16 protein-coding genes and 1 tRNA gene are annotated in these 11953 nt (G+C 67.3%); 8 read left to right on the forward strand and 9 right to left on the reverse strand.

Features of this window, described 5'->3' with window-relative positions; translation table 11 throughout:
• Positions 1 to 39: 39 nt before the first annotated feature.
• A complete protein-coding gene (locus tag ABY44_RS33385; protein ID WP_048025383.1) occupies positions 40 to 375 on the reverse strand; it encodes a hypothetical protein in 336 nt (111 codons plus the stop codon).
• Positions 376 to 615: 240 nt separating this feature from the next.
• On the opposite strand from ABY44_RS33385, the gene ABY44_RS33390 reads away from it, so the two are divergent.
• Both ABY44_RS33390 and ABY44_RS33395 read left to right on the forward strand, forming a co-directional pair.
• A tRNA-Met gene (locus ABY44_RS33390) sits at positions 616 to 692 on the forward strand.
• Positions 693 to 905: 213 nt separating this feature from the next.
• Entirely contained in the window at positions 906 to 1238 is a 333-nt protein-coding gene (locus ABY44_RS33395; protein WP_027786780.1) for a hypothetical protein, read from the forward strand.
• A 51-nt stretch (positions 1239 to 1289) separates the two neighbouring features.
• Here the strand turns inward: ABY44_RS33395 and ABY44_RS33400 are convergent, their stop codons facing one another.
• The gene (locus ABY44_RS33400; protein WP_027786779.1) at positions 1290 to 2030 is read right to left on the reverse strand and encodes an SDR family NAD(P)-dependent oxidoreductase; all 741 of its coding nucleotides are present in this window, start codon (positions 2028 to 2030) and stop codon (positions 1290 to 1292) included.
• A gap of 115 nt (positions 2031 to 2145) precedes the next feature.
• Here ABY44_RS33400 and ABY44_RS33405 point away from each other — a divergent pair, with 115 nt between their 5' ends.
• Positions 2146 to 2760, forward strand: coding sequence for a TetR/AcrR family transcriptional regulator (locus tag ABY44_RS33405; RefSeq protein ID WP_060172941.1), 615 nt, complete (start codon positions 2146 to 2148; stop codon positions 2758 to 2760).
• A 36-nt stretch (positions 2761 to 2796) separates the two neighbouring features.
• Here ABY44_RS33405 and eco read toward each other — a convergent pair whose 3' ends face one another.
• Positions 2797 to 3297: a serine protease inhibitor ecotin gene (gene eco, locus ABY44_RS33410; protein WP_021158524.1), complete on the reverse strand. Its 501-nt coding sequence runs from the start codon at positions 3295 to 3297 to the stop codon at positions 2797 to 2799.
• Between the two features lie 143 nt (positions 3298 to 3440).
• Between eco and ABY44_RS33415 the strand changes: the two genes are divergently transcribed.
• A complete protein-coding gene (locus ABY44_RS33415) occupies positions 3441 to 3746 on the forward strand; it encodes a hypothetical protein (RefSeq protein ID WP_060172940.1) in 306 nt (101 codons plus the stop codon).
• Positions 3747 to 3968: 222 nt separating this feature from the next.
• Here ABY44_RS33415 and ABY44_RS33420 read toward each other — a convergent pair whose 3' ends face one another.
• A complete protein-coding gene (locus ABY44_RS33420; RefSeq protein WP_021158522.1) occupies positions 3969 to 4370 on the reverse strand; it encodes a hypothetical protein in 402 nt (133 codons plus the stop codon).
• A 117-nt stretch (positions 4371 to 4487) separates the two neighbouring features.
• Between ABY44_RS33420 and ABY44_RS33425 the strand changes: the two genes are divergently transcribed.
• Positions 4488 to 4868 carry a DUF5594 family protein gene (locus ABY44_RS33425; RefSeq protein WP_059697999.1) on the forward strand — a complete coding sequence of 127 codons (381 nt, stop codon included), beginning with the start codon at positions 4488 to 4490 and terminating at the stop codon, positions 4866 to 4868.
• A 159-nt stretch (positions 4869 to 5027) separates the two neighbouring features.
• Positions 5028 to 6395 carry an MFS transporter gene (locus ABY44_RS33430; protein WP_175829613.1) on the forward strand — a complete coding sequence of 456 codons (1368 nt, stop codon included), beginning with the start codon at positions 5028 to 5030 and terminating at the stop codon, positions 6393 to 6395.
• 24 nt (positions 6396 to 6419) lie between these two features.
• Here ABY44_RS33430 and ABY44_RS33435 read toward each other — a convergent pair whose 3' ends face one another.
• The 3 genes from ABY44_RS33435 to ABY44_RS33445 all read right to left on the reverse strand — a co-directional run bounded on the left by ABY44_RS33435 (position 6420) and on the right by ABY44_RS33445 (position 8766).
• Positions 6420 to 7013, reverse strand: coding sequence for an AAA family ATPase (locus ABY44_RS33435; RefSeq protein ID WP_222212028.1), 594 nt, complete (start codon positions 7011 to 7013; stop codon positions 6420 to 6422).
• Complete coding sequence (gene otsA, locus ABY44_RS33440; RefSeq protein WP_060085984.1) at positions 7006 to 8427, reverse strand: alpha,alpha-trehalose-phosphate synthase (UDP-forming); 1422 nt, start codon at positions 8425 to 8427, stop codon at positions 7006 to 7008. The genes ABY44_RS33435 and otsA overlap by 8 nt, the downstream gene beginning before the upstream one ends.
• A gap of 141 nt (positions 8428 to 8568) precedes the next feature.
• The gene (locus ABY44_RS33445) at positions 8569 to 8766 is read right to left on the reverse strand and encodes a hypothetical protein (RefSeq protein WP_081072564.1); all 198 of its coding nucleotides are present in this window, start codon (positions 8764 to 8766) and stop codon (positions 8569 to 8571) included.
• Positions 8767 to 9054: 288 nt separating this feature from the next.
• Here ABY44_RS33445 and ABY44_RS33450 point away from each other — a divergent pair, with 288 nt between their 5' ends.
• On the forward strand, positions 9055 to 9606 hold the full coding sequence (locus ABY44_RS33450; protein WP_059698004.1) for a hypothetical protein: 552 nt from the start codon (positions 9055 to 9057) through the stop codon (positions 9604 to 9606).
• Entirely contained in the window at positions 9603 to 10097 is a 495-nt protein-coding gene (locus ABY44_RS33455) for a hypothetical protein (RefSeq protein ID WP_060172937.1), read from the forward strand. The genes ABY44_RS33450 and ABY44_RS33455 overlap by 4 nt, the downstream gene beginning before the upstream one ends.
• Before the next feature lie 100 nt (positions 10098 to 10197).
• Here ABY44_RS33455 and ABY44_RS33460 read toward each other — a convergent pair whose 3' ends face one another.
• On the reverse strand, positions 10198 to 10668 hold the full coding sequence (locus tag ABY44_RS33460) for a hypothetical protein (RefSeq protein WP_060172936.1): 471 nt from the start codon (positions 10666 to 10668) through the stop codon (positions 10198 to 10200).
• 53 nt (positions 10669 to 10721) lie between these two features.
• Positions 10722 to 11953, reverse strand: a 1232-nt coding sequence (locus ABY44_RS33465) for an ABC transporter ATP-binding protein (RefSeq protein WP_431643361.1), incomplete at its 5' end; no start/stop codon positions are given.

Below are 11953 nucleotides of genomic sequence, written 5' to 3' on the forward strand. Positions count from 1 at the left end.
GCGACGGGCGAGGCGCGACGACGTTGGACTGCCGCCAGCTTACTCGTCGAACGGCCCGGCTTCGAACGTAGCCACTCCGTCGGCATACTCTCGCACCCATATATCGCGGTGATCCTCGCCGGAGCCCTTTACCGCGAACGACGCGTTCGGCAGGCATGAAGCCAACTTGTCGAACAGCATGACGATCGCCATGCTGTTCAGAAAGAAGAGAGTTGACGTTGGTAGAGCCGAACCACATGCTTCGGTGAGGTTGGTCAATACGTCGTGGCTTAGCGAATATTCGTCAAGAAACCTCAAGAGTTCCTCACGGACACTGGCAACATTCAACGGCTCACCATCGAACGGATGAACCGAAACCTGAGTGTGAAAGCTCATTCGAACCTACTCCATTATTTTTTTCATTCAAACACGGCTCTTCACGGTGTGCGGAGCGAATCGTGATTTTTGACGATCTACCGACCGTTGTCGATCGGCCAAGTTTGGCCTTTCGTGGGCTGCTCACCCTTCTGTGCGGCCTTCACGATGCGTGTCGAGCCTGCCGGTGAACCACGGCTTCCATTCGACGCAAATCAAAGATCGTTTGACTCTCGGCATCAGCCCAAGTACACTTCGCGCCGCGGGGTGGAGCAGTCTGGCAGCTCGTCGGGCTCATAACCCGAAGGTCGTAGGTTCAAATCCTACCCCCGCAACCAATACCGAAGCCCGCTTTGCGAAAGCAAGCGGGCTTTTTGCTTTCCGCATGCACTGCTGCGTGCGCACCGCCTGGCCGGCATCGCCGACAAATTGCGGAACATTCAGCCGCCGGCACCACCTGCGACACACGATCGCATCCCGCCCGATCGCCACGGCTCCGCACCAGACATTGCGTAGAATTCCGAACCTTCTTCAGCATCCGGACTTCCGCAATGATTCGAACGATCGCGGCACTCGCCGCGCTTTCCGCGATTACCGGCACGGCGAACGCCGCAGACACCATCACCGCGCCCGCGAAGCGGCGCTATGTCAGCCCCGGCATCGCCAACGTCGCGAACGCAGCGGCACCGCGCCCGGAAAAAACCTCCTCCGACTCACGCTGCCGTGAACTGGCTGCCGGCATCGACGCCGTGACGCACACCCCCGACCGCGGCCAGAAGGTCGTGCGCAGGATGGGCCCGGACGGCAAGCTGCGCAACGAACTGCGCGCTTACGACAAGCGCGCCGATCTCGAAGCCGAGCATCAACGGCTCGGCTGCCGATAACGAACGCAACGCCGCCCGGTCAACTCACACCGGGCGTCCGCCATCACGCGATCACGCATTCGCGCCGCCGTCGATCGTCAACCCGGTCCCGTTGATCGACCGCCCTTCCGGCCCGACGACGAACGCGACGAGCGCCGCGACGTCGTCGGCCTTGCCGTACTGCGGGATCGCCATCCGCGAACGCTGCGCGCCGGCGTGTTCGCCGTCGGCCGGATTCATGTCGGTATCCGTCGACCCCGGATGCACGATATTGACCGTGATGCCGCGCGGGCCCAGATCGCGCGCGAGCCCCTGAGTCCAGCCGATCAGCGCGGCCTTGCTCGCCGCATAGAGGCTCATCCCCGCATCGGGCACGCGCGTGGCGAGGCAACTGCCGGTCGACACGATGCGCCCGCCCTCGCCGAGATGCCGCGCCGCTGCCTGCGACGCGACGATCACCGCGCGCACGTTCACGTTCAGCGTCGCGTCGATATCGTCGAGCGTGAGATCGTCCAGCCCGCCGGCCCGGAAAATCCCCGCGTTGTTGACGAGGATGTCGAGACCGCCGAACGCCTCCGCGGCACGATCCACTGCGTCGCGCACGGCCACCGGATCGGCGCTGTCGGCCTGGATCGCGACGGCGCGCCGGCCCAGCGCCTCGATGCCGGCCACGACGGCCTGCGCCCGCTCGGCCGATTTCTCGTAGGTAATCGCGACGTCCGCGCCGTCGGCCGCCAGCCGTTTCGCGATCGCCGCACCGATGCCGCGGCTGCCGCCCGTGATGAGTGCACGCTTGCCCTGAAGTCGATTCATGTCGGTTCCTTTCCTCATTTATGTAACGACCGGCACAGAATGTGGCAAGTTGCGCGGCACAGTCAATTGATTTATTTTATCGATCGACACAGATATCGACGAAGGAACGGACGCAATGGCTGAACGGGGCCGACCGAGGAGCTTCGACAAGGAAGCGGCGCTGGAACGCGCGATGGAAGTGTTCTGGCGCCTCGGCTACGAGGGCGCGTCGATGACCGACCTGACGGCCGCGATGGGCATCGCATCGCCGAGCCTGTATGCGGCGTTCGGCAGCAAGGAAGCATTGTTCCGGCAAGCGCTCGATCACTACCGCGCAACGGAGGGAAAAGAAATCTGGGGGGGCGTCGAGGAGGCCGGCAGCGCACACGACGCCGTGCGGAACTACCTGATGGATACCGCACGCGTGTTCACGCGGCGGTCGAAGCCGGCGGGCTGCCTGGTCGTGCTGTCGGCGCTGCATCCGGCCGAGCGCTCCGATACGGTTCGGCAAACGCTGATCGCGATGCGCGAGGGCACGGTCGAGAGCCTGCGCGAGCGCCTCAGGCAAGGTGTCGCGACCGGCGAGATCTCGGCGCACGCGAACCTCGACGCGATCGCGCGGTACTACGTAACCGTCCAGCAGGGGATGTCGATCCAGGCCCGCGATGGTGCGAGCCGTCGCGATCTCGAGGCCGTCGCGACGGCTGCGCTGGCCGCGTGGCCAGCGCTCGTCGGTATGGGCGGCGCGTAGCGGCAGGACGCCGCCGCACACGGCCTCCCCCGCGCGTTACTGCCTTTCAGCGTGCTGCACGTCCTTCGACGCATGCCACACGCGATAACGCACCTCGAAACCGTCCGGCACATAGACGACAAGCGGCAGGCGGCTGTTGTAGCGCAGCAGCTGGCCATCGCCGCGCACCTGCACGAACCGCTGCTGCGGCGCCTGGCCCGGGCACGCCATCAGCGTCGACGCCGGGCCCTTCACGTCGGTGAGCTGGTAGTACGTATAGCCCCAGCCCTTCACGTCCTCGGCGGTCAGCTCGCCGCCGAACCACTGCTGGTTGCAGTCGGTCTGCAACGTCTTGCCGATCATCAGTTCGACGCGCGCATCGCCTTCGTTCTCGAGCGCGGGCAGCGCGATCACGACGCGCTGCTGGCCGGCCGCTGCCTGCGGAAACATCTTGATCGACTCGGCCGGCACGGCGGGCGCCGATGCAGGCGCGGCCACGCAGGCGGCGGCAGTCGTCACGCACAAGGCGGCCAGCGCGGCCCGGATCGCGAATTTCATCGAGGTACTCCTGGAAAACAAATGAGCTCCGGATGCTAACACTTTCGTCGCATGACCTTACGGCGCTGTAATTTGACGACACAATTGCAAACAGCTGGCAATCCCCTTGCGCGGTACTTATACGGGAACCAACGGAGAACATCATGCTGAAGCTCATTGCTGCCGCCGGCGTCGTGACCTTGCTGGCCGGCTGCGTCGTCGCCCCGGACGCCGGATACGGCTACGGCCAGCCCTACTATTCCGACCCGGGCTACGCCTACGCGCCGTCCCCCGTGTACGGCACGGTCAACATCTGGGGCGGTGGCGGCGGACGCGACTGGGATCGCGGCCGGCGCGACTACCATCGCTGGGACGGCGATCGCGGCAACCGCGGCAACGGCTGGGGGCACGGCGGCGGACGCCGCGGCGACTGGAACGATGGCGGCGGAGGCGGCGGCCATCGCCACTGACGCACAATTGCAACCGTTTGTATCCGCGCACGGCCCGCCGATGAGCGGTCGTGCCGGTCTTGCCGGTCGTGCGTTACGCAGACGAACGGACTCCCGCGCAAAAGACAAAGGCCCTCGCACGAAGCGAGGGCCTTTTGTCGTCCGGTGCGGTGAAGCGAACGTCGGCGGCGCAGGCCGCCCGGCACTGGCCGGTCACACGACACGCGCCACGCATCCGCCCGCTTACCACCCGGCCGGCTGCGCGTAGCCGCCCCGCACCGGCGCGCCGCACACGTACGCGCGCTGGTAGCGGTCGTAGCAATAGTTCGGGCCGTCGTCCTGATACTGCGCCTGCTGGTAGGTCGGATAGGCAGGCTGCTGGTACGCGGGTGCCTGGTAGTACGTCGGCGGCTGATAGGCCGGTGCCTGGTACACGGGCGCCTGATACGCGACGGGCGGATTCATCGCGGACGTCACGATCGCGCCCAGCACCGCGCCGCCGATCAATGCGCCGATGACGGCGCCGCCGTCGCGGCCATGCGCGGACGCCGGACCCGCCACGGCAAGCGAACCGGCGAGGACACACACTGCGGCAATTTTTTTCATGATGGGCTCCCACGCGAAGTGGTACTGGATGCGATGCATTGTGGCGGCAGGCGGCCGTAATAGATGCAGCAAGTGGTAACGCGCGATTACCGCTATCACGCACACCGAAACGCGGCGCCGCCATGCTAGGATTTTCGGCATACAGGAGACGCCTTCATGCAGCCCGAAACCGCCCGCCGTTTCGATACAGAATTCGCCCCGCGCATCGCACAGGCGATCGCCGCCTTCTTCGCCGATCACGTGCTGACCGACGTCGTCCCGTATGGCGGCCACGGGCACCCGACGCGCGTGCAGATCCGCAGCGCGCCGCACGAGCATGTCAGCGGCTTCGAGCATCCGCTGAATCTCGAACTGACCTGGGACACCGACGAAATCGAGCGGCTGATGGAGCCGGACGGCCCGCGGCGCTTCGAGCACTACCTGGCCGCGCTGCCGAAAAAACTGGGCGCATGGCAGGGCGCGCGCGACATCGATCTCCTGTCGCGCACGCAGGCCGACCCGCTCGTGCGGCTCGGCGGCCTCGACTTCGAAGGCTGAGTGCCGACGTCGCGCAATGCGGCCCGGTGATACACTCGGCCGGCCACGCCCCGGTGCAGTTGGGCCGGCCGGGCCGCTCATCGCCGCCTCCACCCTTCCGCATGGTTGCGCACGCAACCGGCAGCCGGGCGCGCGGACAACCACGCATCTGCTCCCGCCATGAACGCCGATACCGGCCTGCCGCTTCCGCAACGCTACTGGGCGATCCTCTGCGTCGCACTGGGCATCACGCTCGCCGTGCTCGACGGCGCCATTGCAAACGTCGCGCTGCCGACGATCGCGCGCGACCTGCACGCGTCCGACGCCGCATCGATCTGGATCGTCAACGCATACCAGCTCGCGGTCACGATCACGCTGCTGCCGCTCGCCTCGCTCGGCGAGCGCATCGGCTATCGCCGCATCTACGTCGCGGGGCTCGCGCTGTTCACCGCGGCGTCGCTCGGCTGCGCGCTCGCCGGCTCGCTGCCGATGCTGGCCGTGATGCGCGTGATCCAGGGTTTCGGCGCGGCCGGCATCATGAGCGTCAACGCGGCGCTCGTGCGGATGATCTACCCGTCGTCGATGCTCGGGCGCGGGCTGTCGATCAACGCGATGGTCGTGGCGCTGTCGTCGGCGATCGGGCCGACGGTCGCGTCCGCGATCCTGTCGTTCGCATCGTGGCCGTGGCTCTTCGCGGTCAACGTGCCGATCGGCATCGCCGCGGTGATCGGCAGCCTGCGCGCGCTGCCGTCCAACCCGCTGCACGATGCGCCGTACGATTTCCCGAGCGCGCTGATGAACGCGTGCGTGTTCGGTCTGCTGATCACGGCGGTCGACGGGCTCGGCCACGGCGAAGGCCATGCGTACGTCGCGGCCGAGCTGGCCGTCGCGTTCGTCATCGGCTACTTCTTCGTGAAGCGCCAGCTGTCGCAGCCGGCGCCGCTGCTGCCCGTCGACCTGATGCGCATCCCGATGTTCGCGCTGTCGATCTATACGTCGATGGCGTCGTTCACGTCGCAGATGCTCGCGTTCGTCGCGCTGCCGTTCTGGCTGCAGCACTCGCTCGGTTTCTCGCAGGTCGAGACGGGCCTCTACATGACGCCCTGGCCGCTCGTGATCGTGTTCGCCGCGCCGCTCGCGGGCGTGCTGTCGGATCGTTATTCGGCGGGCATCCTCGGCGGGATCGGGCTCGCCCTGTTTGCGGCCGGGCTGCTGTCGCTCGCGACGATCGGCGCGCACCCGGGCACCGTCGACATCGTGTGGCGGATGGCGCTGTGCGGTGCGGGCTTCGGGTTGTTCCAGTCGCCGAACAACCGCGCGATGCTGTCGTCGGCGCCGCGCGAACGCAGCGGTGGCGCGGGTGGCATGCTGAGCACCGCGCGGCTGACCGGGCAGACGCTCGGCGCCGCGCTCGTCGCATTGATTTTCGGGCTCGTCCCCGATCGCGGGCCGACGATTGCGCTCTATGTCGCCGCGGCATTCGCGGCGGTGGCCGCGCTCGTCAGCATGCTGCGCATCGCGTCGCCGCGACCGGACGCGGCAACCTGATACCGTCGCGCGCCGCCCCGCGCGTCATTCGGCGTCGAGCGCGTCCATCACGAAACGCACGCGCGCCTGCACGCTCTCGCGCGGCAGTTCGATCAGCCGATAGCCGTACGACGTGTAGCACTCGACCATCGCGTCGTAGGTGCGCACGGCTTCCGCGAAATCCTGCCGGCGCTCGGTGTCCTGTGCATAGATGTCCGGCCACGGCGGCGCGATGAACACGCGCGGGTGATAGCGGAAACGGTTGGCCGCGGCCTCCGCATGCGCGGGCACGGCCAGCCCCGTCAGCCGCAGATAGCCGATCACGTCCGGCACGCCGCGATCGAAGAACACGGGCCCGCGCGCATGCCGCGCGAGATCGTACGAGCGCATCTCCCAGCTCAGCATCAGCTCGGCAAACGCGGCCGGGTCGCGCCACGGCAACGCGTGACCGTCGATCGCCATCTGGTCGCGGATCACGCCCCGCCCGGCTTCCTGCGAGCGCGCGCAACCGGCGCGCTCGAGCGCATCGAGCAGCGTGCTCTTGCCCGAACCCGGGCCACCGGTCACGACGAAGAAGCGGCGGGTGGCGTCGTCGCTCGTGTCGTCGGCGGCGCCGCGCCCCTGTACGACCTCACGCATGCACGACCCGCCGGCCCGCGCGCCGCGTGACCGACGCGGCGGCCGCGACACTGCGCAAGTCGGCGACGAACGTATCGCGCCAGACCGACAGGTCGTTCCCGCGCAGCCGCGCGAGGTTCTCCTCGTGGCGCGCCTGCCGCTCCGCGAGCGGCATCGACAGCGCGCGCTCGAGCGCCTCGGCCATCTGCGACAGGTCGTACGGATTGACGAGGAGCGCGCCGGTCAGCTCGGCCGCGGCGCCCGCGAACTCCGACAGCACGAGCACGCCCGGATCGGCCGGATCCTGCGATGCCACGTACTCCTTCGCGACGAGGTTCATCCCGTCGCGCAACGGCGTCACGTAGCCGACCTGCGACATCCGGAAGAACGCCATCAGCAGGTTGCGCTCGTACTTGCGGTTCAGGTACTGGATCGGCGTCCAGTCGAGCTGCGAGAAGCGGCCGTTGATGCGGCCGGCCTCGCCTTCCAGCGTTTCGCGAATGTCCTGATAGGTCTGCACGTCGGAACGCGTCGGCGGCGCGATCTGCAGGAGCGACACGCGCCCCTGCCAGCCCGGCGCGTTCGCGAGCATCCGCTCGAACGCCTGGAAGCGCTCGACGAGCCCCTTCGAATAATCGAGGCGGTCGACGCTCATCACCAGCTTGCGGCCGTCGAGCGCCTCGCGCAGCATCTTCACCGGCTTGCGCGCGCCGTACTGGACGGCCGCCTGCGCGATCGCGTCGGGATAGACGCCGATCGGATAGGCGGCGACCTTCACGACGCGACCGTGCGCGTGCAGCATCCCGTCGTCGCTCGCCGCGCCGATCCCGCGCCGCTCGATGTAGTCGGTGAACGCCTGCTTGTCGGCCTCGGTCTGGAAGCCCGCGACGTCGTACGCGCACATGAACTTCACGAGCTCCTCGTGCGGCGGCACGAGACGCAGCATGTCGGGCGACGGAAACGGGATGTGCAGGAAGAAGCCGATCGGATTCTTCACGCCGAGCTCGCGCAGGTAATGTGCGAACGGCAGCAGGTGATAGTCGTGCACCCAGATCAGGTCGTCGGGACGCAGCAACGCGGCGAGCTGCTTCGCCAGCATCGCGTTCACGCGCAGATAGCCCGCGTACTCCTGGCGGTCGAAGCGCGCGAGATCGCCGCGGTAATGGAACACCGGCCACAGCGTCGCGTTCGAGAAGCCGCGGTAATACTGGTCGTAGTCGCGCCGGGTCAGCCCGACCGTCGCATAGGTCACGTTGCCGTCCCGCTGGATCGCCGGCTCGGTGTCGGGTGCGCCGACGATCTCGCCGTTCCAGCCGAACCAGACACCGCCCGTTTCCTTCAGCGCGTCCATCACGCCGACCGCCAGGCCACCGGCGCTCGGGCGCGTGTCCTCGCCGGCGGCGACACGGTTCGATACCACGATCAATCTGCTCATGCGGCTTTCCCTCCTCGATTCGATGGGCTGGCGCGCGGCGCGCGCCAAGGCTGGCACGGCTGCCCGAAGGCGGCCGTGCGGCGATTCAGACGTGAGAAATGCAGGTGTGAAAGGCAGCGGCGGAATACGACGACAACGACATCAGGCGTCCTGCTCCTGACCGAGATCCCGCTGATAGTCGAGCCCTTCCGGGCGGGCACCACCCTGGTTGTGATCGCCGTCGGACGGCGTCTCGCCGGGCGCGCCGGCAGGCGGTGCCGATGGCGCGTCGGTCTGCGGATGCGGGCGAACCGCCCCTGTGTCGGGCGGCCGGGACGAAAACCGTTTCGAACGTCGCATGGCCGGGTGTCTCATGTGCGGCGCGGCCCGAGGCCGTCGTAGAAACATTCCATAACTGAAAAGTCTAGGTCGCTTCCTTGCACGCCAAAGTAACAATTACCTTCAATTTGTAACGTTTCGACCCCTCACGATCCACCTGTCCGACAATAACGCCGCGCGTACGCGCGCGGGATGCCGTCCGGCGATTTGTCAAAGCTTTGCATTTTTCCTATGACAATTGCGAAACAATGACGCGGCATGAGGGCGCGCACGCGTTGCCGCTCACCCAGACAGGACTTGCACTCAGGGATGAACATTCGTTTCGAATCGCCGCGTCGGGCCATCCCGGCGCGCGTCGTGCTGGCCGCGATCGCCGCGGCCGCACTGCTGTCCGGCTGCAACTCGCTGTACAGCGAGGGCGCGACAGCCGGCGCCGGTATCGCGGGTGCCGCGATCGCCTCCAAGGTCACCAACAACGCCGCCGTCGCGACCGGCATCGGCCTCGGCGCCGTCGCCGGTGCGCGTGCGGGCGTCCAGTACTCGCAGCGCGTCGCACACCGTTACACACAGGAACAGATCGCGAAGGCGGCCGGCCCGCTCGACGTGGGCGGCGTCGCGCCGTGGTCGACGCACCACTCGTTCCCGATCGAGGACGACGAACAGGGCCGCGTGACGGTCAGCCGGATGATCAGCATCGGCCCGCTCGACTGCAAGGAAATCGTGTTCGCGGTCGACACGCCCGCGAAAGCCGACAAGGCCGCACAATCGGCGTTCTACGTCGCCACGATCTGCCGCGACGGCCCCGTGTGGAAATGGGCGTCGGCGGAGCCGGCAACCGAACGCTGGGGCTCGCTGCAATGAGCGTCGCGATCCGTATCGCGGCCATCGGCGTGCTGTGCGCGGCGGCGGCCACGCTGTCGGGCTGCGGGTCGGTCGGCGCGGCGAGCGGCGCGCTTGCCGGCGCCGCGACGGGCCTCGTCACCGCGAACCCGGCGGTCGGCGTCGGCGTCGGGATCGCCGTGCAGGCCGCGACCGACGAAGCCGTGAACCGCACGATGAAGCAGCTCCATCAGAACCAGCAGGACGCGATCGCGAAGACGGCCGGCAGTCTCGCCGTCGGAGAAGTGAAGCCGTGGAAGGTGAAGAACACGCTGCCGCTCGAAAACGGCGAAGGCGAAGTGCGCGTCACGCGCGCGTACTCGTCGGCGCTCGCGCTGTGCAAGGAATTCGCGTTCTCGGTGAAGGACGGCGACAAGGCCGACTGGTATTTCGCGAATGCGTGCCAGCAAGGCACGCACTGGAAGTGGGCGTCGGCGGAGCCGGCGGTCGATCGGTGGGGGAATTTGCAGTAGCGGAGGCACCGCGCGCCGGCGGCTGGCCCGGACATCGACTGCCCTGCGACGGCTCCAACCGCGCCGGCGCGAATCATTGCGCATGAATCGCGCGCTCGGCTCAGCGCGCCGACTTTCCGATCAAGTCCATCAGGTAATGCTCCAGCACACCGAGCCTGACGATCGACGCATTCCGCCTGGTCGGATGCGGACGCGTCGCGGCCTTCACGGCTTCCGGCAGATCGTCCCTCAACCACAACTCGGGAATCTGCAGCCTGGCGTACGATTCCCCGTCCATCTCCTCCAGCACCATGTGTCCGCGCCACGGATATTCATGGAGCATGCCGGCCTGCACTCTCACGAACATGAGGGCGCACTCCCCGGCCTGAAGCGGTACATTGCCCCAGGTCGGCGGACCGCCGCAGAACTCGATCACCGCCCCGAGGCGATCCGGCGTGATGCTCTTGCCGCTGGAATAGATGCGCTCGACCTTCGCCCGAAAGATCTGTGGACCCGGGGAGTCGATAACGGATACGAGCACCAGGTCAAACGTTTCCACCGCGACGGCGTACAGATTCCCTTTTTCAGTCATAGGTCATGGAATTCGCGCCGTGTCCGCCGGATGCTGTCGAGACCTGGCCAGCTTCAGGTCTCGACGTCCTCGAGACTGAAAATCTCCGTCTGGTCGTTGTACGAGAAGATCTCGCCGTAACGCCCCCAGTCGATCACCGCGTCGAGCGTCTCCTCGGCGGCACCGTCCGACAGGAAATCCTCCAGCTCCTGCTCGAAGCGCACGCGCGGCGCGCGATGGCCCGGGCGCTCGTTCAGCACCTTCTTGATCCGCGCAGCGAGCGGCACGTGCTTCAGCAGGTGATCCGCGAACATCAGCTTGCGCTCCTGCGTGCCGAATTCCGCGAACACGCGCCCCGGCGGCGTCAGGAACACGTCCCCTTCCCGCACGTCCGCGAAGCCGAGGTATTGCAGCACTTCGGCGATCGGGAACAGGTCGTCGACCTCGAGATGCAGCGTGCGCGCGATTTCCGGCATGTCCGCGCGGCCGTGGTACGGCGCCATCGCGAGCGTCTCGATCAGGCCGGCCATCAGGTTGGTCGACACCTGCGGCAGCCAGCTGCCGAGCTCCAGCCCCTTCTTCGTCGCCTCGCCGGTCTGGCGGGCCGTCATCTTCGCGTAGATGTCGTCGACGAGCTTGCGGAACGCCGGGTCGAGCCGGTTGCGCGGATGCTTGAACGGCACCTTGATCTCGGCGATCACGCGGCCCGGGTTCGACGACAGCACGAGGATCCGGTCGCACATGAACACGGCTTCCTCGATGTTGTGCGTGACGATCAGCACCGACTTGATCGGCATGCGGCCTTGCGTCCACAGGTCGAGCAGGTCGGTACGCAGCGTCTCGGCGGTCAGCACGTCGAGCGCGGAGAACGGTTCGTCCATCAGCAGGATCGTCGGGTCGACGACGAGCGCGCGCGCAAAGCCCACGCGCTGGCGCATGCCGCCCGACAGCTCGCGCGGGTACGCGTTCTCGAAACCGTCGAGACCGATCAGGTCGATCGCGGCAAGCGCACGCTCGCGCCGCTCGCGCGCGCCGACGCCGAGCGCTTCCAGCCCGGCTTCCACGTTCTGCAGCACGGTGAGCCACGGGAACAGCGCGAAGGTCTGGAACACCATCGCGACGCCTTCGGCCGGGCCGCGCAGCGGCTTGCCGAGATAGGTCACCTCGCCGCCGGTCGGCTCGATCAGCCCGGCGATGATGCGCAGCAGCGTCGACTTGCCCGAGCCGGAACGGCCGAGCAGGCCGACGATCTCGCCTTCGCGCAGCGACAGGTTCGCATCGTCGAGCACGAGCAGTTCGCCCTGCG

This window comes from Burkholderia sp. ZZQ-2 (assembly GCF_050768715.1).
Lineage (GTDB): Bacteria > Pseudomonadota > Gammaproteobacteria > Burkholderiales > Burkholderiaceae > Burkholderia > Burkholderia cepacia.